Here is a 22,456-nt window from a genome sequence, read left to right as displayed (position 1 = left end):
TCTTCGCGGGCAAGCCTCGCTCCCACAGATATTGAATTGAGCACAAGATTTATGAACGACGCAGATCCTGTGGGAGCGAGGCTTGCCCGCGAAGAGGCCGGCCGAAACACCACAACCTGACTATTCGACCCGCATCTCCCCACTGAACACCAACGTGCTCCGGCAGCGCCGACACAAATACCGCCGCCCCTGTCTCACCAGACCATGGCGCTGGGCCGAAAACGGGAAATCGCTGTCAACGCACGGGCATTTGTAGATGTAGCGCGTCACGCTGCGGCGTTTGACGTCGTAGGTGTGGCAGCGATTGGGCGGCAGTTCGTACACGCCACGCATGATCAGTTGCCACTCTTCGCCGTGCGGCTGAATGCGGTCGCCAAACAGTTGGTGGGCGATCAGGTGCGCCACTTCGTGGGCCACAGTCTGCTTGAGGAAGTCTTCGGTGTTTTCCCGGTACAGTTGCGGATTGAAGCGCAGCAGGTTCTCGTGCAAATGCGCGACACCGGCTTTTTGACCGCGCAGCTTGAGGCTCACCACGGGACGTTTGAAGGTTCGTTTGAAAAAGGATTCGGCCAGTTGGTAACAGTCTTCGACGCGGGTATTGAGTTGCTCGGGCATGCTTGATGGATCTCCAGAGACGTCGAGTATGCCGCAACCCTGGGGCCTTGCGAATCGCCGAGGCGCCGAATGGTCGTTACCTCTCACACATTAGAAGGCCGCCTTGCGGCGGCCTGTGTTGGCAGATCTTGTTTTTGGGTGGTGAGTTGCTAACTGGTGTAGACCGGCCCCACGCCGAGTCCCCAGACAATCACTGTAAACGCCATGATGGCGACCAGCACCACCAGGCCTACGGCAAGTACCGAACTGGAAAACAGGAAGCCCTCGTCTGATGGAATGTTCATGAAAGTGGGTAGCCCCACATACAGCAAGTACACCGTGTAGCAGATGGCCGCCGTCCCGACGATCATCCCCAGCCACATATGTGGGTACAACGCCGCCAGACCGCCGATGAACAGCGGGGTCGCGGTGTAGGTCGCAAATGCAACGCAGCGGGCCAGGCTTGGATTGGCGTCATAGGTACGGGCCATCCAGTGGATGAATGCGCCCATGACCGCGACGCCGCCGAGCATCGCCAGGTATGACATGATCGTCATCCATAGCGCGCTTTCCTGCGTCAGCATGACCGGCGCTCGATTGCCGATAACCCAACCGACCTGAGTGGTGCCGATAAACGCCGACACAGCGGGAATTGCCGCCAGAATCAGCGTGTGAGTCAGGTACATGTGGCTGATGCTTTCCTCTTGGTCGCCACGGATTTCTTTCCATTCCTGGTCGGGGTGGGTGAAGAGCCCCACTACGTGATGGATCATGCCAGTCACTCCTCTTGTTTTTACCGTCGCCCCCCAGTGGAGCGCCTACAGGCCAAAGTGGCCAAGTAAGTCAAAGGTCTGGATATGTGTGCGACCTTATGTCGCAGTATAGAAAGGTCTTAACGGCGCAGGTTGCAGGGCGTTAGAGCAAATTGCGCTGTAAACCTCCCTGCTAATCGCCGCAGGGTCTTGCGCGACCTATGTGGCGAGGGAGCTTGCTCCCGGTCGGCTGCGCAGCAGTCGCAAAAACGGTCGACGGGGTTTGTCTGACACAATGGGACAGGATGGTTTCGGGGCCGCTGCGCGACCCAACGGGAGCAAGCTCCCTCGCCACAGGGGGATGCTCAGCTCAGATAAAGTGCAGTCGCCAGGCACTTCGCTGACGATGGGTTTTTGCGTAAAATGCCGGCTTTTCGTCACCCTCACGGATTTCGCGTCATGGGCACTCTTACGGTCAATCAGAACAAACTGCAAAAGCGCCTTCGCCGTCAGGCGGGGGAGGCTGTTGCCGATTTCAACATGATTGAAGACGGCGACAAGGTCATGGTCTGCCTGTCCGGTGGCAAGGACAGCTACACCCTGCTCGACGTGCTCTTGCACTTGCAGAAGGTCGCTCCGATCAAGTTCGAGATCGTGGCCGTGAACATGGACCAGAAGCAGCCCGGCTTCCCTGAACACGTGCTGCCGGCCTATCTGAAAGCGCTGGGCATCGAATATCACATCGTCGAGAAAGACACCTACTCGGTGGTCAAGGAGCTGATCCCGGAAGGCAAGACCACGTGCTCGCTTTGCTCGCGTCTGCGTCGCGGCACGCTCTACACCTTTGCCGACGAAATCGGCGCGACCAAAATGGCCCTCGGTCACCACCGCGACGACATCGTCGAGACGTTCTTCCTCAACATGTTCTTCAACGGTTCGCTCAAGGCCATGCCGCCAAAGCTGCGCGCCGACGACGGCCGCAACGTGGTGATCCGGCCGCTGGCCTACTGCAACGAGAAAGACATTCAGGCCTACTCGGATTTCAAGCAATTCCCGATCATCCCGTGCAACCTCTGCGGTTCCCAGGAAAACCTGCAACGTCAGGTGGTCAAGGACATGCTGCAAGAGTGGGAACGCAATACCCCGGGCCGCACCGAAAGCATTTTCCGCAGCTTGCAGAACGTGCAGCCGTCGCAGCTGGCGGACCGTAACCTGTTCGACTTCACCAGCCTCAAGATTGATGAAACCGCCGCTTCGCGGTTCGTCAACGTCGTCAACCTCTAAACACAATCACTGTGGGAGCCAGCCTGCTGGCGATCGCGGTGGGTCAGACACCTCATTGTTGACTGACCCGCCGCCATCGCCAGCAGGCTGGCTCCCACAGTGGTCTATTCACTTATTCATCAGGAGAGGGCATGCGCGATTACAAGTGGCTGCACGAATACTGTCTGAACCGCTTCGGCTCAGCAGCTGAACTGGAAGCCCATCTGCCCGTTCCCAAGACCCCGGCGCAATTGCGCAAGATCAGCGACGACCGCTACCTCTCGACCATGGCCCTGCGCGTGTTTCGCGCCGGGCTCAAGCACAGCCTGGTGGATGCCAAGTGGCCGTCGTTCGAAGAAGTGTTCTTTAAGTTCGACCCGGAAAAGGTCGTGCTGATGAGCGCCGAACACCTTGAGCGCCTGATGCAGGACGCGCGGATCATCCGTCACCTGGGCAAGCTCAAGAGCGTGCCGCGCAATGCGCAGTTCGTGCTGGACGTGGCGCATGAGCAGGGCAGCTTTGGCGCATTGATCGCCGATTGGCCGGTGACGGATATCGTCGGTCTGTGGACCTACCTGAAAAAGCGCGGCCATCAATTGGGTGGGCTGTCGGCACCGCGTTTCTTGCGCATGGTCGGCAAGGACACGTTTGTGCCGAGCTATGACGTGGTAGCGGGGCTGAACGCGCAGAAGATCGTCGACAAGGTGCCGACCAGCCAGCGGGACCTGGCGTTGGTGCAGGATGTGTTCAACCAGTGGCATGAGCAGAGTGGCGGGCGGGCGATGAGCCAGATTTCGATGATGCTGGCGTATACCGTCAACCATTAACACCGAGTTGCGCCTTTCGCGAGCAAGCTTCGCTCCTACAGGTACGGTGGCGCCCTTGTAGGAGCGAGGCTTGCCCGCGAAGGCGTCAGATCAGGCGACGGAGATCTCGCCTTCACCCGCCAACTTGCGATTCAACTGAAACCGCCACCGCACATACAGCAGCGCCGAGCAGAACACCGCCAGGCTCGCGCCCATCTCCAGTAGACCAAACAGCTGCCGGTTCGGGTCATACGCGGCCAGTGCGCCCTTGATGAAATACAGATTCACCACAAAACACATCCACGAATGCCCCCGTGCGCTGCCGATGATCATCCCCGGCGCCAGCAATAGCAGGGGCACCAGTTCGATCAGCAAAATCACCCACGGCCTGGCACCGTGCAGGTCGGCAAATACCAGGTAATAGACGCACAGCAGCCCTACCAGCCCGAAAAAGCACAGCAGGCTGATCGCGCGCATCGCCCGGACCCGCGGTTCGAGCCATTCGATCGAGGGCAGAATCTTCGGCTTTTTCGCCACGTCAGTTCCCCAGTTTTTGCGCAGTCTTCGCCAGACGCAGGCCCAGGGCCCGGCACAGCGCGACTTCGTGTTCATTCAAACCCTGTTTGCCATCCGCCCCGGCGTGATGACTGGCGCCATACGGCGTGCCGCCGCCACGGGTTTCCAGCAGGGCCGATTCGCTATACGGCAGGCCGGTGATCAACATGCCGTGGTGCAGCAACGGCAACATCATCGACAGCAGCGTGGTTTCCTGGCCACCGTGCAGGCTCGCGGTAGAGGTGAACACCCCGGCCGGCTTGCCCACCAGCGCGCCCGTCAGCCAAAGATTGCTGGTGCCGTCGAGGAAGTACTTGAGCGGCGCGGCCATATTGCCGAACCGGGTCGGGCTGCCCATGGCCAGGCCCGCGCAGTGCTTCAGGTCGTCGAGGCTGGCGTACAGCGCGCCTTCATCGGGGATGTCCGGCGACACGGCTTCGCATTCGGTCGAGATCGGCGGGACCGTGCGCAGGCGCGCTTCCATCCCGGCCTGCTCGACGCCACGGGCAATCTGCCGGGCCATTTCATTGGTCGAGCCGCTGCGGCTGTAATACAGAACCAGAATGTACGGCGCGCTCACGGCAGCAACTCCAGCACATTCTCCGGCGGACGGCCGATGATGGCTTTGTCGCCGACTTCGAGAATCGGTCGTTCCATGAGTTTGGGGTGGGCGGCGATGGCGGCAATCAATTGCGCCTCGCTCAGGCTGCTGTCGGCCAGGTTGAGGGTTTTGTACTCGTCCTCACCGGTGCGCAGCAGTTGCCGGGCGCCGATGCCGAGTTTGGTCAGCAGGCTCTGGATTCGCGCGGCGTCCAGCGGGGTTTCCAGGTAGCGGACCACGGTCGGCGTCAGGCCTCGGGCTTCCAGCAGTTCGAGCGCACCGCGGGATTTCGAGCAGCGCGGATTGTGATAAAGCGTCAGATCGGTCATGTGCGGGTCGCATCTTGCGTAAGGTGGCGGCTATTCTAACTGTGCAGCGCGTAATCCAGAACCTCGGGAGGCGATGGGTCGCAGGCGCATTCAATTTTGAACAAGGATTACGACATGACAAGACGACTGGCAGCAGCATTGGCGATCATCGGTGCGTTGATGCTGGGGGGCTGTGGCAACGACTATGGCATCGACCAGAACGGCCAGAAAGTCGCCGCCGAACGTCTGGACAAACAATGGGTGGTGCTCAACTACTGGGCCGAATGGTGTGGCCCGTGCCGTACCGAGATCCCGGAGTTGAACGCTCTGGCCGATCAACTGAAGGACAAGAAGATCGGTGTATTCGGGGTCAATTTCGACAATGTGCAGGGGGAAGAGCTGAAAAGCGCCAGTGAAAAGCTGGGGATCAAGTTCACCGTGCTGGCGTCGGACCCTGCGGAGCTTTTTGACTTGCCGCGCAGTGAAGCGTTGCCGGTGACGTACATCATCGATAACAAGGGCAAGGTGCGCGAGCAGTTGATGGGCGAGCAGACCGCAGAGGGGGTGATGGCCAAGCTGGAGGCGTTGCAGGCGCTCAAGTGATTGCGCATGGATCTTGTGGCGAGGGAGCTTGCTCCCGCTGGGCTGCGAAGCAGCCCTAAAACCCGTCACCTCGGTTCATCAGTTGAACCGCATGTACCGGTTTTGCGACTGCTGCGCAGTCGAGCGGGAGCAAGCTCCCTCGCCACAGGTATTCACTTGGCTACAGGCCAGGGTTATCAACCCTCTTCAAGCCACCAACGCAACGGCTTGCCTTCAGCCGGCCAGAATCGCATCTGCTCGATCGGCGAAACATCCCAGCGCTGCACATTTTCCAGGGCTTGCATGAAGCGCTTTTCCTGCTCCATCACGGCTGGTGCGCACATTTTTCGGGTGCTGCCGATCTTGCCGAAGCTCAGCTTGTCGCCTTCCAGCGTGTACGGCGCAAACCAGTGGTTGCAGCCGCCATTGCCGTAGGCCCGACCGTCTTCACCGAGGGTGATGGTCAGGTGGCTGTAATCCATCAGCGGACGTTCGCCGATCCATTCCAGAATGTAGCTGCGGTTTTGTTGCAATTTCACCGGCTCGGCGGCGCAGCCCAGCAGGCTGGCACCGACCAGGGCGGTCAGGGCGAGGCGTTTCATCACGCGGGCTCCTGGCATTTCGGGCACAGGTGCTTCTCGCCAACGGTGGTCCAGCCCAGCTCGGCAATCCGCGCGGTGGCGGCAGGCTTTTCAGCCTTGTTGCCCAGTTTGGCGTCGGCCGCAAACTCAAAGCTCAGCTCTTTGGCACAGCTGTCGCAGTTGACTTTCCAGGTGTGGATCGCCAATTCGCCGAACACCGGACCACTGGCCACCGCGACCCATTGGCCGGGCGGGTTGATCAAGTGGCGAACCGTTTCCACGGTCAGGCGCATGGACAAGTCCTTGGCACCTTTGAGGGTCACGACCAGCACGTCATTATTACGAATCGAGCCGCCGTTGCCGGTGACTTGATAGCGCCCCGGCACAAGGGCGCGGCATTCGGTGAGGGTGTGTTGCGGGTTCATCAGGCTGTAGCGGAAATCGTGTTCGACCATGGGTCCTCCAAATATGCGCGGTATGCTATCACGGGCCTGCTCGCAGCATGGCGCGGGCAGATGACCTTCGATCTGGTTCAAATCACCGGCCGACTCATGGCACACTGCCGCTTTTGCATTTCTAAGGAACGGACATGGCGTTAATCGAATGTTATGAGTGCAAGCAAAGCATCAGCTCCACGGCGCCTGCTTGCATCCATTGCGGTGCACCGGCCGGAACGGTGCAAACGGCCACTTCGACGGCAGCGCCTGTGCAGGGACGCGTTTCTTTCGGTCGATTGCCGGCCGATGAGAAAGTCGCCAGGGTGACCCCGGCCGCGTTCGGACGTAAGCGAAAAACCGCAGTTGAAGCCGAGGTGGCGGCGCCGATACCTGCGTCCACCACGGGCGTGCGTCCGGTGGAACTGTGGCTGAAACTGATGATTTTCTTTCTGCCGCCGTTTTTTGTCTGGTTCTTGCTGCGTCGCGGGCATTCGCTTGGGCAACGCTTGCTGGGGTTCGGCTGGCTGGGCCTGATGATCGTTTTGTCCAAAGCCTGATCGAGTCAGCCCTAGACCCGATTCTGCGGCGCGCCAGCGGCCCAGGCCGCGATGTTCTGCAGGGTCGTCGTGGCAATCGCGTCCAGGGCTTCGCGGGTCAGGAAGGCCTGGTGCGCGGTGATGATCACGTTCGGAAAGGTCAGCAGCCGCGCCAGCACATCGTCCTGCAGCGGCAGGTCGGAACGGTCCTCAAAGAACAGCTGCGCTTCCTCTTCATAGACATCCAGCCCCAGATACCCCAATTGGCCGTCCTTCAGCGCGTCGATCAGCGCTGGTGTGTCCACCAGACCGCCACGCCCGGTGTTGATCAACATCGCGCCGGGCTGCAGGTGCGCCAGTGATTCGCGGTTGATCAAATGTTTGCTCTGCTCATTGAGCGGGCAGTGCAGGCTGATGATCTGCGATTCTGCCAGCAGCTCCGGCAAGCTCAGGTAGCGGGCGCCGAGGGCTTCGACGAACGGGTTGGGGTAGGGGTCGTAGGCCAGCAACCGGCAACCGAAACCGTTCATGATTTTCGCGAAGGTCGCGCCAATCTGCCCGGTGCCGACCACGCCGACCGTCTTGCCCACCAAGTCGAAACCGGTCAGGCCGTGCAGGCTGAAATCCCCTTCGCGGGTGCGGTTATAGGCGCGGTGCAGGCGGCGGTTGAGCGCGAGGATCAGCGCCACCGCGTGCTCGGCCACCGCGTGCGGCGAATAGGCCGGAACCCGCACAATCGATAGCCCCAACAGCTTCGCCGCCGCCAGATCGACATGGTTGTAACCGGCCGAGCGCAGGGCGATCAAGCGTGTGCCGCCCGCTGCCAGACGTTCCAGCACCGGAGCGCTCAAGTCATCATTGATGAACGCGCAGACCACCTCGTGATGCTCCGCCAGCGCCACCGTATCGACGCTCAGCCGTGCCGATTGAAAGTGCAACTCGAGACCGGCGGGCAGCTCGGTGCCGAGAAAACTGTCGCGGTCGTAGGTCTGGCTGCTGAAAAGAATCGTGCGCATACGGTCCTCCTGGAGATTTTTCGAGTCATGTGTGGCGGTGCACCGTTCCATTGTGGGAGCGAGCCTGCTCGCGATGACGGTTTTACATTCAACATCTGCGTTGTCTGTAAGTCCGCTAACGCGAGCAGGCTCGTCCCACAGTTGGAATGGTGCCGAGACGGACGGAACCCGGTGAGCTTAGCGCCGATGCTGGTCGGCGCCATTGCGCTGCATCAAGCGTTTATCCGGGCGTGGGCGGTCAGGCGATTGATTGCCCGGTCGAGTTCTTCCAGTGCACCGGGGGCTTTCGGGTCCTGTTGCTTGAGCAGGGTTTCGCTGCGCTGGCAGGCGGCGCGCAATTGCGGGACTCCGCAGTAACGAGTCGCGCCGTGCAGACGGTGGACGCGTTCGATCAAGGCGTTGTTGTCATTGGTTTCCCGGGCCAGGCGAATGGCCTCGCGGTCGGCTTCAAGAGATGCCAGCAGCATCGCCAGCATGTCCGCCGCCAGATCAGCCTTGCCGGCGGCCAGGCGCAGGCCTTCTTCGTGATCGAGCACCAGCAATTCGTGGCTGCTGCCATGGCTGTCGCTGGAACGCTCCGGCCCGTGATTGCGCAACGCCAGGCCGGTCCACTTCAACACCACCTGCGCCAGTTGCCGCTCGCTGATCGGTTTGGTCAGGTAGTCATCCATGCCGCTTTGCAGCAGCGCGCGTTTTTCGTTGGCCATGGCGTGGGCGGTGAGGGCGACAATCGGCAGCGGCGTGCAATGCCGCTCGCTTTCCCACTGACGAATCGCCTCGGTGCTTTGACGCCCGTCCATGCCGGGCATTTGCACGTCCATCAACACAAGGTCAAACGTCTCGTTTTGCACTGCTTTGACTGCCGCATAACCACTTTCCACCGCGAGCACCTTGGCGCCCATGTCTTCGAGCAGGGTTTGCACCAGCAGCAAGTTGGCCGGGTTGTCGTCGACGCACAGCACCTTCGGCGCGCGGCTCGATACCGGTTCGCCGGGTTCGCTGCGCTGCTGGCGCGGGTTGACCAGATCGGACAATGCCCGCCGCAACTTGCGGGTGCAGGCCGGCTTGGCCTGAAGCTGGCTATGCGGGTTGGGCACCGAAAGGTGGAACAGCGTCTGTTCAGTGGTCGGGCACAGCACCAACACTTTGCAGCCCAGATGCTCAAGGTCCCAGATGTGCTGGTTGAGGCGCTCCGGTGGCATGTCGTTGCTGGTGATGCCGAGCACCGCCAGATCGATCGCCTGATCGGTCTGATGCGCGCCGGTCACGCCATTGGCCAGGCTCTCCAGGGTATTGAACGGCGTGACAGCCAGGCCGCAATCTTCCAGCTGATGCTGCAAGGCCTGACGGGCCAGTTCATGGTTTTCCAGGACCGCCACGCGGCGTCCGAGCAGCGGCGGGCCGGGCAGGTCTTCGGCGTCGTCGCGGGTCTTGGGCAGGCTGAGGCTGATCCAGAATTCAGAACCTTCGCCCGGCGTGCTGTCGACGCCGATCTCGCCGCCCATCTGTTCGATCAGGCGCTTGGAAATCACCAGACCCAGGCCAGTGCCACCTGGCTGGCGGGACAGCGAGTTATCAGCCTGGCTGAACGCCTGGAACAGGGCGCGCACGTCCTGGTTCGACAGTCCGATACCGGTGTCCTGAATGCTGATGCGCAGTTGCACGCTGTCTTCGTGTTCTTCTTCGAGCATGGCCCGGGCGACGATGGTGCCTTCGCGGGTGAACTTGATCGCGTTGCTCACCAGGTTGGTGAGGATCTGCTTGAGCCGCAGCGGATCGCCTACCAGCGACAACGGTGTGTCGCGATAAACCAGACTCACCAACTCAAGCTGTTTGGCATGGGCGGCCGGGGCGAGGATGGTCAGGGTGTCCTGCAGCAGGTCGCGCAGGTTGAACGGAATATTGTCGAGCACCAGTTTGCCGGCCTCGATTTTCGAGAAGTCGAGGATCTCGTTGATGATCCCCAGCAGACTGTCGGCGGACTTTTCGATGGTGCCCAGATAGTCGAGCTGACGCGGTGTCAGTTCGCTTTTTTGCAGCAGATGCGTGAAGCCGAGAATGCCATTGAGCGGGGTGCGGATTTCATGGCTCATGTTGGCCAGGAATTCCGATTTGATCCGGCTCGCTTCCAGGGCTTCCTTGCGCGCCAGGTCCAGTTCGATGTTCTGGATCTCGATGGTTTCCAGGTTCTGGCGCACGTCTTCGGTGGCCTGGTCGACGCTGTTCTGCAATTCTTCCTGAGCATTTTGCAGCGTGCCGGCCATGCGGTTGATGCCGGACGCGAGCTCATCCAGTTCCTGACTGCCGAGGGGCGGCAGGCGGGTTTCCAGGTGACCATCCTTGAGTTGCGCCACCGCCAGTTTGATCTGGCTGATCGGCCGATTGATGGTCCGGCCCATGCGCAAGGCGAGCAGCGCCGCACCCGCCAGGCCCGCGCCGATCAGCAGCAGGCTGGCGAACAGACTGCGGTAACCGCGCAGCAGCATACCGCTATGGGACAGTTCGAGTTCGACCCAGCCCAGCAGTCGGTCGGATTCATCAGGTATCAAGTCGCCGGCGAGGTTGCGGTGCTTGCCGAATACCGGCAGCAGATAACGCGTCGCATCGTTGCCACTGCGGCGCAGCATCTGCGAGCCACTGCCCATCGGCGCCGGGTTGAGCATGGTCGGGCCGGCATGGGCCACGGGCGTGCGGTCGGCGGCGAGGAAGGTCACGGCGCGCACGTCCGGTGTTTCCAGCGACTGGGTGGCGATACGCTCCAGCAACTCGTTGTCTTTGTGACCCATGGCCGGGGCCACCAAGGGCGCGAGCTGTTCGGCGATCATCTCACCGCGCTGCATCAGTTGGGTTTGCAGGTCGGATTGCTGCGTCCAGGTGAAATAGCCGCCCAGGACCAGCGCCATCAGGCTGGTCGGCAACAGGGTCAGCAACAGCACGCGGCCTTTAATTCCCAGTTTCTTGAGCACGCATCTCTCCTGCATCCAGCTATTGATTGACCTGCGCGTGCATCCGGCACGCGCCACCGGGCCAGTGTAGCGATTTGCAGGCAGGCAATCTTCGTAAAATTGATGTCGTCATTCGTCGGCCGGATCGCCGCTTTTGCGCCAAGGGCAAACCTTGGGTTGCCCATCGTCAGGCAATCTTGAATAATCGCCAACTGAGAATTATTTGCAGATAATCATGACTCCCATCTGTGTTGACCATCCCCGCATTCTGTCCATTGAAGACGACCTCGTGCTCGGCGCTTATGTGCACGAACATTTGGGCCGTTGTGGTTTTCAGGTGACCTGGTGCCAGAACGGGCAAGAAGGCCTGGACATTGCCCGCCAGCAGCCCTTCGAGTTGGTGCTGATGGACATTTTGCTGCCAGGGCTGAACGGGTTGAACGTGCTGACGCAACTGCGCCAGAGCCATTCGACCCCGGTGGTGCTGATGTCAGCCCTGGGCGCCGAGGCGGATCGCATCAGCGGTTTTCGCCTGGGGGCCGATGATTACCTGCCCAAACCCTTCAGCATGGCCGAGTTGCGCGTGCGCATCGAAGCGATCCTGCGCCGGGTGGCACTCGACCGTCGGCCGGAGCCGGCGGTGGCAGCGTCCTCGGTCGACAGCCTGCGTTTCAACGACGAGCTCAGTGAGGTTTTCTATGGCGAACACGCCGCCGGCCTGACCCGCAGCGAGTATCGATTGCTGGACACGCTGAATCGCAATGGCGATGAAGTGCTGAGCAAGGCTTTCCTTTATCAGCACGTGCTGCAACGCGGATTTGCCGCCCATGACCGCAGCCTCGACATGCACATCAGTCAGATCCGCCGCAAACTCAAAGGCATCGGCTACACCGAGCGGGAAGTGCGTACTGTCTGGGGCAAGGGTTACGTGTTGAGTGCCAGCGATGAAATGGTCTGACCTGCCGGGCCGGCACTCGCTGTTCTGGAAACTGGCGTGTCTGTTGGTGGCGTTCTGTCTGCTGATGATCTGGCTGAGCTGGTCCTGGGGTCGCTACATGGAGCAGCGAAACCAGTTTTTGTCGGATCAGGCCCGAGGCACGCTGACGGGGTATGCCGCCGAGGCCGAACAGGCGTGGCGTCAAGGGCAGCGTGCGGGCGTCGATCGCTGGCTGCAAACCATGCGACAGCGCGAAACGGGCTGGGCAGGTGTCATTGGCGGTGATTTACAGTCGTTAAGCAACCAGCCGCTTACAGACACGGAAATCGAGCGTCTGACCTTTCTCCGTGGCCTGGATTGGCCCATTCACAAGAAACGCATGCCGTGGCTGCGCGTGCCGTTTCCCGGCGATCCGAGCGCTGGCAATCTGGTCATTGAGCTGCCGCAGCGCTTCATGCCCGGCCAGTACCGGGTGTTCTGGCGCGTGATCACCAACGGCGTGATCCCCGGCCTGTTCACCCTTTTATTGTGTGTCGGTCTTTATCGATTGCTGGTGGTGCCGTTGAACCAATTGCGCGAACAGGCCAATGCCTGGCGTGTCGACCAGTTGAACGTGCGCGTGTCGAGCACCACCACCAATCGTTCGGATGAACTCGGCGAACTGGGCAGGGCGTTCGATCACATGTCCGAGCGCTTGCAAAGCACCGTCGCCTTGCAACAGCAATTGCTGCGCGACTTGTCCCACGAACTGCGCACGCCGCTGAGCCGTCTGCGGGTCGCCAGCGAAAGCGAGCAGGGGCTGGCGCAATTGCGCGAGCGCATCGGGCGGGAAGTCGACGGCATGCAGCGCCTGGTGGAAGACACGCTGCAACTGGCCTGGCTCGACACCGAGCGCGCACCGTTGCCCGACGAAGCGATCCAGGTCCAGGCGCTGTGGGAAATGCTCACGGAAAATGCCTGCTATGAAAGCGGCTGGCCAGCGAGTCAGTTGCAGTGTCTGGTGAATTCGTCGTGTTGGGTTCGGGGCAATCTCAACACCTTGTCCCAAGCGCTGGAAAACATTCTGCGCAATGCCATTCGTCATTCTCCGAGTGGCGGCATTGTTCGTTTCTGCGGGCAACGTGAGGGCGATTTCTGGCATTTGTGGCTGGAGGATGAGGGCGGCGGCGTGGCTGAGGCGGATCTGGAGCGGATCTTCTGCCCGTTCATTCGACTCGACGGCTCGCGGCCGGGGGATGGCGGATTCGGGTTGGGATTGAGCATTGCGAGGAATGCGGTGAAGCGTCAGGGGGGGAGTATTTGGGCTGAGAACACTGGGTGTGGGTTGCGGCTGAATATTCGGTTGGTGGCTGATGATGGCGGTGTCAGTGAAGACCCCATCGCGAGCAGGCTCGCTCCCACAGTGGATGGGTGTCGGCCACAAACAGTGTGATCAAACCCAATCCTTGTGGGAGCGAGCTTGCTCGCGATGAGGTCCGTCGGGTCACTATCACGGAAAAGTCTCACCGCTGGTGAGACTGTTTTCCTGGACCCAACAACTGTCGGATCTATAAGAGCTGTCGCGCTGAAGTGAAAGTCGTACCCCCAGTGCGACAATTCCTGATCGAGCAACCTGATCATTTTCTCCCAGTGCAAAAACCTTGTTTAACGCTGCACTGTTCAGACGCAGCGGTGTCCAGTCGGCAAAAGTGTCAGCACTGCTGACACAAACCCGCCACTCGGCGCGAGCGATGTTCAATCAAAGTTTTCGTGCTGCTGCCCAGATCTATATCGCGCAGATAGCTTAGCGTTGAAACAGCCGCTTATTCCCATAAGCCATAAGCACCGCACTTTGCGTGATATGGCCTCGGTCGGTTTGCCGGTATGATAGGCGCCCCCGCAGTCTGGATTGCGAATACGCCATGACCTTGCAGTACCCAACCATCGCCGATTGCGTCGGCAACACCCCGCTGGTCCGTTTGCAGCGCCTGCCTGGCGTTACCAGCAATACCCTTTTGCTCAAGCTCGAAGGGAATAACCCGGCGGGTTCGGTCAAGGACCGGCCGGCGCTGTCGATGATTACCCGCGCTGAATTGCGCGGGCAGATCCACGCCGGCGATACGCTGATCGAAGCGACTTCGGGTAACACCGGTATCGCGCTGGCCATGGCTGCCGCGATCAAGGGTTACAAGATGATCCTGATCATGCCGGACAACTCCAGCGCCGAACGTAAGGCCGCGATGACGGCTTATGGCGCCGAGCTGATTCTGGTGACCCAGGAAGAAGGCATGGAAGGCGCGCGCGACCTCGCTCAGCGAATGGAAGCCGAAGGCCGTGGCAAGGTGCTGGATCAGTTCGCCAACGGCGACAATCCTGAAGCGCACTACACCACCACAGGCCCGGAAATCTGGCGCCAGACCGAGGGCACCATCACTCATTTCGTCAGTTCGATGGGCACCACCGGCACCATCATGGGCGTGTCGCGCTACTTGAAAGAGCAGAACGACAACGTGCAGATCGTCGGCCTGCAACCGATGGAAGGCTCGGCAATTCCGGGCATCCGTCGCTGGCCGCAGGAATACCTGCCGAAGATTTATCAAGCCGAGCGCGTGGACCGGATCGTCGACATGGCGCAAAGCGAAGCCGAAGACGTAACCCGTCGTCTGGCTCGCGAAGAAGGCATCTTCTGCGGCGTGTCCTCAGGCGGTGCGGTGGCAGCGATGCTGCGCCTGTCCAAAGAAGTTGAAAACGCGGTGATCGTCGCGATCATCTGCGACCGTGGCGACCGTTACTTGTCGACCGGCATTTTCGACGCGCCCAACTGATGGCCAAGCAAGAGAGAGGCCTGCGCTTCCAACCCACCGGTGGCAGCAAGGCCCCGCAAATTCCCACCGGCAAAAAGCAGCGCTTGAGCATCGAGCGCCTGGCCAATGACGGTCGCGGAATCGCGTTTTTCGAAGGTCGCACCTGGTTCGTCATCGGCGCATTGGCCGGTGAAGAAATCGAGGCGCGCGTGTTGGGCGCCCACGGCAAAGTGGTCGAGGCGCGCACCGAGCGGGTGTTCCAGGCCAGCGAATTGCGTCGTCCGGCACCGTGTCCGCATGCCGGTCGTTGCGGCGGTTGCAGCGTGCAACATCTGCCGCACACCGAACAACTCGCCCTCAAACAGCGCATGCTCGCCGAGCAACTGTCCAAGGTCGCCGGTGTCGAACCCCAAGAATGGGCAGCGCCGTTGAGCGGTCCGGAATTCGGTTACCGCCGTCGTGCCCGAGTGGCGGTGCGTTGGGACATGAAGGCGAAAAAACTCGAAGTGGGTTTCCGTGCGGCGGGCAGTCAGGACATCGTGGCGATCAACGAATGCCCGGTGCTGGTCCAGCCCTTGCAGCCGATCATGACCCGCTTGCCGGAAATGCTTCGACGCTTGAGCAAACCTCAGGCGCTGGGGCATGTGGAATTGTTCGCCGGATCGTCATTGGCGGTTTTGCTGCGACACATGGCGCCGTTGTCCGACGCCGACATGACGATCCTCAAGGATTTCTGCGCGTTCCATGAGGCCCAGTTGTGGCTGCACGGAGAAGGTGAACCGCAACCGGTCGAGGCTGATCAGTCGCTGGGGTATCGCCTTGAGCAGTGGGATCTGAACCTGGCGTATCGGCCGGGTGATTTCATCCAGGTCAATGCCGGGGTCAACGAAGCGATGATTGCCCAAGCGCTGGACTGGTTGAAGCCGACGTCGGAAGAGCGGGTTCTCGATCTATTCTGTGGGTTAGGCAACTTTGCATTACCGCTGGCCAAAGCCGTTCGTGAAGTGGTCGCAATCGAAGGCGTACAAGCGATGGTCGAGCGGGCCGCTGAAAACGCGGCTAGCAATAATCTGCATAACGCCCATTTTTTTCAGGCCGATTTATCCCAGCCTTTGACCGATGCCGAATGGGCGCGCGAAGGCTTTTGTGCGGTACTCTTGGACCCACCGCGTGACGGTGCTTTCGAGCTCGTGCGCAAGCTGGCGTCCCTGGGCGCCAAGCGGTTGGTGTACGTGTCGTGCAACCCGGCAACGCTGGCGCGCGATACGGTCGAATTGATCAAGCAGGGCTACCGGTTAAAACGTGCCGGGATTCTCGATATGTTTCCTCAGACGGCACATGTCGAGGCCATGGCGTTATTTGAAGCGAGCTAGGACGGCTCGTCTGGTCCGACTGGCCGCCCGTGCAGCTCTTGCAGTAGCCCCGTGAGGGCAATCGGGCAATGAAGGTCAGCGATTTGACGCATTGAATCTGCGTCGTAGGGAAGGTAAGCAAGATGGTACAGGTGAGAGCACACCAGCCGATCAACACCGACGGCAGTATCAATCTCGAGGCTTGGCTCGATCATGCGGTCAGTGTCGATCTGGCACTGGATCGCGAAGCCTTGAAGGACGCGTGCGAGTTCGCTCGCACGTCTGAACAGCAAGCCAATGCGGCGAAGAATCTATGGTCCGAAGGGACCTCGAGTTTCCGCACCGGCCTTGAGATCGCCGAGATTCTCGCCGACCTTAAACTGGATCAGGATTCGTTGGTCGCGGCGGTCCTGTACCGCGGCGTGCGCGAAGGCCAGATCGAACTGCCGGCGGTCAGCCAGCGCTTCGGTCCGGTGGTCGCCAAACTGATCGACGGCGTGTTGCGCATGGCGGCGATCAGCGCCAGCCTGAGCCCCCGTCAATCGCTGGTGCTGGGAACCCAGGGCCAGGTCGAGAACCTGCGCAAGATGCTCGTGGCCATGGTCGACGACGTTCGCGTCGCGCTGATCAAATTGGCCGAACGCACCTGCGCGATCCGTGCGGTGAAAACCGCGGACGACGAAAAGCGTAATCGCGTTGCCCGTGAAGTCTTCGACATTTACGCGCCGCTGGCTCACCGTCTCGGTATCGGTCATATCAAATGGGAACTGGAGGATTTGTCCTTCCGTTACCTCGAGCCCGATCAGTACAAGCAGATCGCCAAGTTGCTCCATGAGCGGCGTCTGGATCGCGAGCGCTTCATCGCCGACGTGATGACCCAGCTCAAAGACGAACTGCAGGCCACCGGTGTCGATGCCGACATCAGCGGCCGGGCCAAACACATCTATTCGATCTGGCGCAAAATGCAGCGCAAGGGGCTGGAGTTCAGCCAGATCTACGACGTGCGCGCCGTGCGTGTGCTGGTGCCGGAAATGCGCGACTGCTACACCGCGCTGGGTATCGTCCACACGTTGTGGCGGCACATCCCGAAGGAATTCGACGACTACATCGCCAACCCGAAAGAGAACGGCTACCGCTCGCTGCACACTGCGGTGATCGGCCCCGAGGGCAAGGTGCTGGAAGTGCAGATCCGCACCCACGCCATGCACGAAGAAGCCGAACTGGGCGTGTGCGCGCACTGGAAGTACAAGGGCACCGACGTCAAGTCTGGCTCCAATCACTACGAAGAGAAAATCTCCTGGCTGCGTCAGGTGCTCGAGTGGCATGAAGAGCTGGGCGATATCGGTGGTCTGGCCGAACAACTGCGGGTCGATATCGAGCCGGACCGGGTCTACATCTTCACCCCGGACGGTCACGCCATCGACTTGCCGAAGGGCGCGACGCCGCTGGACTTCGCCTACCGCGTGCACACCGAAATCGGTCACAACTGCCGTGGCGCGAAGATCAACGGGCGCATCGTACCGCTCAACTACAGCCTGCAAACCGGTGAGCAGGTCGAGATCATCACCAGCAAGCACGGCACGCCGAGCCGCGACTGGCTGAACCCGAACCTGGGTTACATCACCACCTCGCGGGCACGGGCGAAGATCGTCCATTGGTTCAAATTGCAGGCTCGCGATCAGAACGTCGCGGCAGGTAAAACCTTGCTCGAACGTGAACTCAGTCGTCTTGGCTTGCCAGCGGTGGACTTCGACAAGCTGGCCGACAAGGCCAACATGAAGACCGCCGAGGACATGTACGCCGCGTTGGGCGCCGGCGATTTGCGCCTGGCGCAACTGGTGAACCTGGCGCAACAACTGGTCGAGCCGGAACGCGGCAACGAGCAGCTGGAACTGATCCCGCGCAAAGCCACCGGCTACAAACCGGGCAAGCGCGGGGACATCCAGATCCAGGGCGTCGGCAACCTGATGACGCAAATGGCCGGCTGCTGCCAGCCGTTGCCGGGGGATGCCATCGTCGGATACATCACCCAGGGCCGTGGCGTGAGCATTCACCGTCAGGATTGCGCCTCGGTGCTGCAACTGGGCGGACGCGAGCCAGAGCGGATCATCCAGGTCAGCTGGGGCCCGGTGCCGGTGCTCACCTACCCGGTGGACATCATCATCCGCGCCTACGACCGTTCCGGGTTGCTGCGCGACGTCTCGCAAGTGCTGCTCAATGAACGGATCAACGTGCTGGCGGTCAACACCCGCTCGAACAAAGAGGACAACACTGCGCTGATGTCCCTGACCATCGAGATTCCGGGGCTGGATGCACTGGGGCGGTTGCTGGGACGGATTTCCCAACTGCCGAACATCATCGAAACCCGGCGTAACCGCACGCCGTGATGATGATCCCTGTAGGAGCGAGGCTTGCCCGCGAAGGCACCATACCTGACACACCGCCTTCGCGGGCAAGCCTCGCTCCTACAGGGTTACGGTTGCGCCCGACATACCGCATTGCAGATGTAGAGATTGATTGATGTATTCACTTGAAGACTTGCTGCACCTGATGAGCCGTCTGCGTGACCCGCAGTTCGGCTGTCCGTGGGATATCAAGCAAACCTACGCCACCATCGTCCCGCACACCCTTGAGGAAGCCTACGAAGTCGCTGACGCGATCGAGCGTGGTGACTTCGATCATTTGCAGGGTGAGTTGGGCGATTTGCTGTTCCAGGTGGTTTATTACAGCCAACTGGCCCGGGAAGAAGGGCGCTTCGAATTCGCCGGCGTGATCGATAGCATCACCCGCAAGCTGATCCGTCGTCATCCTCATGTGTTCCCGACCGGCGATCTGTACGCGCCGCTGGATGTTCCGCGTCTGAGTGAAGAACAGGTCAAGCAGCGCTGGGAAGAGATCAAGGCTGAAGAACGCGCCGAGAAATCATCCGCGCCCGAACAGCTGTCCTTGCTCGACGATGTACCCGCCGCGCTGCCAGCATTGTCCCGCTCAGCGAAGTTGCAAAAGCGCGCGGGGCAGGTCGGTTTCGACTGGCCGGACGCCTTGCCGGTGCTGGACAAGGTCCGCGAGGAACTTGATGAGGTGCTCGAAGCCATGGCCGACAATGACTCGGCAGCGATTGCCGATGAAGTCGGTGACCTGCTGTTTTCCGTGGTCAATCTGGCGCGTCATTTGAAGGTCGATCCGGAAACTGCACTGCGTGGCGCCAACAGCAAGTTCGAAAGACGCTTCCGTTTTATCGAACAGGCATTGCGCGACACCCACCGTCCCATGGAAGATTGCACCCTCGAAGAGTTGGACGCCTTGTGGGGCGAAGCCAAACGTCAGGAAAAGAATTTGCCCAGCTGCGGTTGAGCAGTGGCCTAAGTGAGAAATAAGCACCATGAGCATTTCCCTTCGCGACCAGTTGCTCAAAGCAGGGCTGGTCAACCAAAAGCAGGCCAAACAGGTCGGCAAAGAGAAGCAGAAGCAGCAACGCCTGGCCCATAAAGGCCAGATTGAACTCGATGACTCACAGCAGCGAGCGGCTCAGGAAGCCATGGCCGAGAAGGTCAAGCGCGATCAGGAACTGAACCGCCAGCAACAGGAGAAAGCCGAGGCAAAGGCCCGTGCGGCCCAGGTCAAACAATTGATCGAAGTCTCGCGCCTGCCGAAGTTGACCACCGAGGACTACTACAACTTCGTTGACGACAAGAAGGTCAAGCGCATCTCCGTCAACACCCTGATGCGCAACCAGCTGAGCAATGGCTTCCTGGCGATCGTGCACCATGCCGGCGGGTACGAAGTGATCCCGCGTGAGGCGGCCCTGAAGATCCAGGAGCGCGACCCGCAGCGGATCGTGCAGCTGAACGTCAAGACTGAAGAAGTCGCTGCCGAAGATGATCCATACGCGGCCTATCAGATCCCTCATGATCTGATGTGGTAAGCCTTTAAAGGCTTCTACAACGACAAACCCCGCTCATGGCGGGGTTTGTCGTTTTCAATGCTGTCATTGCTTATGCGGATCGGAGCGCTCGTTGCTGCTCCAGTTTTTCCAGTTCGGCCTTGTAGCTGTGGGCGTCGGTTTCGGAATGAAACATCCCCACCAGCATGTCTTGTTGATGTACATCCCAGATACGGATACCGGCGGCTATGCCTTCATGGGATTTATGTGAATCGTCGCGTTCAGTTACTTTTACAGTCATCTGCTAGCTCCAATCTCTGTTATCTGCAGCAAGGCGTGTGCAGGACTCTGTTATATGTTTGGTTAGCCTGCTAAGTAAACGACTGGGTTCAGTAACGAATTTTTGCGAAATCGGCAAAAGTCCTGCAGCCCGCCAAACACGCGGCATTCGGTCACAGGGCATTGAGTTTCATGACAAAAGCTTCATGTTCGCCGTGAATATATCGCGGGTAGAACACGCTACCTGTAGGAGCCAGGCTTGCCGGCGAAGGCGTCCTTGAATGCGCCTTCGCCGGCAAGCCTGGCTCCTACAAAAAGCATTGCAGTGCACATTTTTCAGGCACAAAAAAAACGCCCCGAACCAGTCGGGGCGTTTTTGTTTGCTGCGAGACGGCGGGGTATTACTTACCGGTCCAGCGCTTCAGTACCAGGGTGGCGTTGGTGCCACCGAAGCCGAAGCTGTTGCTCATCACGGTGTTGATGGTGGCGTCTTCGCGCGTTTTGGTCAGGATCGGCATGTCTGCCACTTCCGGGTCCAATTCTTCGATGTTGGCGGAACCCGCCATGAAGTTGCCTTCCATCATCAGCATGCAGTAGATCGCTTCGTGAACGCCGGCGGCGCCCAGGGAGTGACCCGACAGGCTCTTGGTGGAGCTGATGGCCGGGGCCTTGTCGCCGAACACTTCACGCACACCTTTCATTTCCGCGACGTCGCCGACCGGAGTCGAAGTGCCGTGGGTGTTCAGGTAGTCGATTGGAGTATCAACGGTGGACATGGCCATCTGCATGCAGCGGATGGCGCCTTCGCCGCTTGGGGCGACCATGTCGTAGCCGTCGGAGGTCGCGCCGTAGCCAACGATTTCCGCGTAGATCTTCGCGCCGCGTGCCAGAGCGTGTTCCAGCTCTTCGACCACGACCATGCCGCCACCGCCGGCGATGACGAAACCGTCACGCTTGGCGTCGTAGGCACGGGAAGCTTTTTCCGGGGTTTCGTTGTACTGGCTGGACAGTGCGCCCATGGCGTCGAACAGGAACGACTGGCTCCAATGCTCTTCTTCACCGCCGCCGGCGAACACGACGTCCTGCTTGCCCATCTGGATCTGCTCCATGGCGTTGCCGATGCAGTGAGCACTGGTGGCGCAGGCAGAAGCGATGGAGTAATTCAGGCCCTTGATCTTGAACGGCGTGGCCAGGCAAGCGGAAACGGTGCTGCTCATGGTCCGCGTGACGCGGTATGGGCCAACGCGCTTCACGCCTTTCTCGCGCAGGATGTCCAGCGCTTCCATCTGATTCAGCGTGGAGGCGCCACCGGAACCGGCGATCAGGCCGGTACGCGGGTTGGAGACTTGCTCATCGCTCAGGCCGGAGTCTGCGATGGCGTCTTTCATGGCCAGGTAGGCGTAAGCCGCCGCGTGGCCGACGAAGCGATAGATCTTGCGATCGATCAGCTCTTCGAGGGGAAGGTCAATGGAGCCGGAAACCTGGCTACGCAGACCCATTTCGGCATATTCCGGGTTGAACCGGATGCCAGGGCGGCTTGCACGCAGGTTAGCGGAGACGGTCTCTTTGTCATTGCCCAGGCACGATACGATGCCCAGACCAGTGATAACGACGCGGCGCATGCGGATAACCCTTAGAAGTTGTCAGTGGAGGTGAAAACGCCGACCCGAAGGCCTTCGGCGGTGTAGATCTCGCGGCCGTCGACACTGACCGAACCATCGGCGATGGCCAGGTTCAGCTTGCCTTTCAACACGCGCTTGATCTGAATGTTATAGGTGACTTTCTTGGCGGTCGGCAGGACCTGACCAAAGAATTTCACTTCGCCCGAACCCAGCGCACGGCCACGGCCCGGCAGACCTTGCCAGCCGAGGAAGAAACCGACCAGTTGCCACATGGCGTCGAGGCCCAGGCAGCCTGGCATCACCGGATCACCTTCGAAGTGGCAGGCGAAAAACCACAGGTCCGGAGTGATATCCAGCTCGGCGACCAATTCACCTTTGCCGTACTTGCCACCCTCGGCACTGATATGGGTGATGCGATCCACCATCAGCATGTTCGGGGCGGGCAGTTGTGCGTTACCTGGGCCGAACAGCTCACCGCGACTGCAGCGCAGCAGGTCTTCCCGAGTAAAGGCGTTTTGTTGGGTCATGCGAGCTCCTCAATAGTCCCATGCGGCAGGGTGGGGCAAATCTTCCCGGCCGACCGAGGCGTTCATGCCTCGAGTCAGCAGCCTACTCATAGACTAT

The 22,456-nt window shown here is 60.3% G+C and carries 24 protein-coding genes; 11 read left to right on the top strand and 13 right to left on the bottom strand.

The window, feature by feature from the left end; genetic code table 11:
* Nucleotides 1-120 precede the first annotated feature (120 nt).
* Nucleotides 121-615: a SprT family zinc-dependent metalloprotease gene (locus ACA051_RS21820; protein WP_010457127.1), complete on the bottom strand. Its 495-nt coding sequence runs from the start codon at nt 613-615 to the stop codon at nt 121-123.
* A gap of 149 nt (nt 616-764) precedes the next feature.
* Nucleotides 765-1,367 (bottom strand): Yip1 family protein, encoded by a 603-nt coding sequence (locus tag ACA051_RS21815; protein ID WP_497371886.1) that lies wholly within the window; start codon nt 1,365-1,367, stop codon nt 765-767.
* Nucleotides 1,368-1,805: 438 nt separating this feature from the next.
* On the opposite strand from ACA051_RS21815, the gene ttcA reads away from it, so the two are divergent.
* Both ttcA and ACA051_RS21805 read left to right on the top strand, forming a co-directional pair.
* Nucleotides 1,806-2,630, top strand: coding sequence for a tRNA 2-thiocytidine(32) synthetase TtcA (gene ttcA, locus ACA051_RS21810; RefSeq protein WP_497371884.1), 825 nt, complete (start codon nt 1,806-1,808; stop codon nt 2,628-2,630).
* Between the two features lie 131 nt (nt 2,631-2,761).
* The gene (locus tag ACA051_RS21805) at nt 2,762-3,436 is read left to right on the top strand and encodes a DNA-3-methyladenine glycosylase I (protein ID WP_497304651.1); all 675 of its coding nucleotides are present in this window, start codon (nt 2,762-2,764) and stop codon (nt 3,434-3,436) included.
* Between the two features lie 90 nt (nt 3,437-3,526).
* Here the strand turns inward: ACA051_RS21805 and ACA051_RS21800 are convergent, their stop codons facing one another.
* Genes ACA051_RS21800 through arsC form a run of 3 tightly spaced genes read right to left on the bottom strand, consistent with a single transcriptional unit; the run spans nt 3,527 to nt 4,900 of the window.
* Nucleotides 3,527-3,952 (bottom strand): DUF2069 domain-containing protein, encoded by a 426-nt coding sequence (locus ACA051_RS21800; RefSeq protein ID WP_497304649.1) that lies wholly within the window; start codon nt 3,950-3,952, stop codon nt 3,527-3,529.
* Nucleotide 3,953: 1 nt separating this feature from the next.
* Nucleotides 3,954-4,550, bottom strand: coding sequence for an NAD(P)H:quinone oxidoreductase (gene wrbA / locus ACA051_RS21795; protein WP_219097163.1), 597 nt, complete (start codon nt 4,548-4,550; stop codon nt 3,954-3,956).
* On the bottom strand, nt 4,547-4,900 hold the full coding sequence (gene arsC, locus ACA051_RS21790; protein ID WP_497304647.1) for an arsenate reductase (glutaredoxin): 354 nt from the start codon (nt 4,898-4,900) through the stop codon (nt 4,547-4,549). Before arsC ends, wrbA begins: the two co-directional genes overlap by 4 nt.
* Nucleotides 4,901-5,014: 114 nt before the next feature.
* Between arsC and ACA051_RS21785 the strand changes: the two genes are divergently transcribed.
* A complete protein-coding gene (locus tag ACA051_RS21785) occupies nt 5,015-5,482 on the top strand; it encodes a TlpA disulfide reductase family protein (protein ID WP_497304645.1) in 468 nt (155 codons plus the stop codon).
* Between the two features lie 176 nt (nt 5,483-5,658).
* Here the strand turns inward: ACA051_RS21785 and ACA051_RS21780 are convergent, their stop codons facing one another.
* Nucleotides 5,659-6,063: an META domain-containing protein gene (locus ACA051_RS21780; protein ID WP_010457111.1), complete on the bottom strand. Its 405-nt coding sequence runs from the start codon at nt 6,061-6,063 to the stop codon at nt 5,659-5,661.
* Nucleotides 6,063-6,497 (bottom strand): hypothetical protein, encoded by a 435-nt coding sequence (locus tag ACA051_RS21775; RefSeq protein WP_497304643.1) that lies wholly within the window; start codon nt 6,495-6,497, stop codon nt 6,063-6,065. The genes ACA051_RS21780 and ACA051_RS21775 overlap by 1 nt, the downstream gene beginning before the upstream one ends.
* A gap of 134 nt (nt 6,498-6,631) precedes the next feature.
* On the opposite strand from ACA051_RS21775, the gene ACA051_RS21770 reads away from it, so the two are divergent.
* Nucleotides 6,632-7,036, top strand: coding sequence for a hypothetical protein (locus ACA051_RS21770; protein WP_497371882.1), 405 nt, complete (start codon nt 6,632-6,634; stop codon nt 7,034-7,036).
* Between the two features lie 11 nt (nt 7,037-7,047).
* On the opposite strand, the gene ACA051_RS21765 is transcribed toward ACA051_RS21770, so the two are convergent.
* Together ACA051_RS21765 and ACA051_RS21760 are read right to left on the bottom strand one after the other, a co-directional pair.
* Nucleotides 7,048-8,031 carry a 2-hydroxyacid dehydrogenase gene (locus tag ACA051_RS21765; RefSeq protein WP_497371880.1) on the bottom strand — a complete coding sequence of 328 codons (984 nt, stop codon included), beginning with the start codon at nt 8,029-8,031 and terminating at the stop codon, nt 7,048-7,050.
* A 212-nt stretch (nt 8,032-8,243) separates the two neighbouring features.
* Nucleotides 8,244-10,997 (bottom strand): response regulator, encoded by a 2,754-nt coding sequence (locus tag ACA051_RS21760; RefSeq protein WP_497371878.1) that lies wholly within the window; start codon nt 10,995-10,997, stop codon nt 8,244-8,246.
* A gap of 214 nt (nt 10,998-11,211) precedes the next feature.
* On the opposite strand from ACA051_RS21760, the gene ACA051_RS21755 reads away from it, so the two are divergent.
* Both ACA051_RS21755 and ACA051_RS21750 read left to right on the top strand, forming a co-directional pair.
* A complete protein-coding gene (locus ACA051_RS21755) occupies nt 11,212-11,934 on the top strand; it encodes a response regulator transcription factor (protein ID WP_497304635.1) in 723 nt (240 codons plus the stop codon).
* Nucleotides 11,921-13,345: a sensor histidine kinase gene (locus ACA051_RS21750; RefSeq protein WP_497371876.1), complete on the top strand. Its 1,425-nt coding sequence runs from the start codon at nt 11,921-11,923 to the stop codon at nt 13,343-13,345. The genes ACA051_RS21755 and ACA051_RS21750 overlap by 14 nt, the downstream gene beginning before the upstream one ends.
* Nucleotides 13,346-13,402: 57 nt before the next feature.
* On the opposite strand, the gene ACA051_RS21745 is transcribed toward ACA051_RS21750, so the two are convergent.
* A complete protein-coding gene (locus ACA051_RS21745) occupies nt 13,403-13,651 on the bottom strand; it encodes a hypothetical protein (protein ID WP_497371874.1) in 249 nt (82 codons plus the stop codon).
* Between the two features lie 163 nt (nt 13,652-13,814).
* Here ACA051_RS21745 and cysM point away from each other — a divergent pair, with 163 nt between their 5' ends.
* The 5 genes from cysM to ACA051_RS21720 all read left to right on the top strand — a co-directional run bounded on the left by cysM (nt 13,815) and on the right by ACA051_RS21720 (nt 19,973).
* Nucleotides 13,815-14,717, top strand: a complete 903-nt coding sequence (cysM, locus tag ACA051_RS21740) for a cysteine synthase CysM (RefSeq protein WP_497304631.1) — start codon at nt 13,815-13,817, stop codon at nt 14,715-14,717.
* Complete coding sequence (rlmD, locus tag ACA051_RS21735; protein ID WP_497371872.1) at nt 14,717-16,069, top strand: 23S rRNA (uracil(1939)-C(5))-methyltransferase RlmD; 1,353 nt, start codon at nt 14,717-14,719, stop codon at nt 16,067-16,069. The genes cysM and rlmD overlap by 1 nt, the downstream gene beginning before the upstream one ends.
* A 122-nt stretch (nt 16,070-16,191) precedes the next feature.
* The gene (gene relA, locus ACA051_RS21730) at nt 16,192-18,435 is read left to right on the top strand and encodes a GTP diphosphokinase (RefSeq protein WP_497304628.1); all 2,244 of its coding nucleotides are present in this window, start codon (nt 16,192-16,194) and stop codon (nt 18,433-18,435) included.
* 133 nt (nt 18,436-18,568) lie between these two features.
* Nucleotides 18,569-19,402, top strand: a complete 834-nt coding sequence (gene mazG, locus ACA051_RS21725; protein ID WP_157711400.1) for a nucleoside triphosphate pyrophosphohydrolase — start codon at nt 18,569-18,571, stop codon at nt 19,400-19,402.
* A 28-nt stretch (nt 19,403-19,430) separates the two neighbouring features.
* Nucleotides 19,431-19,973, top strand: a complete 543-nt coding sequence (locus ACA051_RS21720) for a DUF2058 domain-containing protein (protein ID WP_497371870.1) — start codon at nt 19,431-19,433, stop codon at nt 19,971-19,973.
* Nucleotides 19,974-20,043: 70 nt separating this feature from the next.
* On the opposite strand, the gene ACA051_RS21715 is transcribed toward ACA051_RS21720, so the two are convergent.
* From ACA051_RS21715 to fabA, 3 genes are all read right to left on the bottom strand, one after another.
* Complete coding sequence (locus tag ACA051_RS21715) at nt 20,044-20,232, bottom strand: hypothetical protein (protein WP_497304627.1); 189 nt, start codon at nt 20,230-20,232, stop codon at nt 20,044-20,046.
* Nucleotides 20,233-20,611: 379 nt separating this feature from the next.
* On the bottom strand, nt 20,612-21,832 hold the full coding sequence (gene fabB, locus ACA051_RS21710) for a beta-ketoacyl-ACP synthase I (RefSeq protein WP_497304625.1): 1,221 nt from the start codon (nt 21,830-21,832) through the stop codon (nt 20,612-20,614).
* 11 nt (nt 21,833-21,843) lie between these two features.
* On the bottom strand, nt 21,844-22,359 hold the full coding sequence (gene fabA, locus ACA051_RS21705) for a 3-hydroxyacyl-[acyl-carrier-protein] dehydratase FabA (RefSeq protein WP_008148022.1): 516 nt from the start codon (nt 22,357-22,359) through the stop codon (nt 21,844-21,846).
* Nucleotides 22,360-22,456 lie beyond the last annotated feature (97 nt).

This window comes from Pseudomonas sp. LBUM1669, from assembly GCF_059695705.1.
This window is presented reverse-complemented; position numbering and strand designations above follow the sequence as displayed.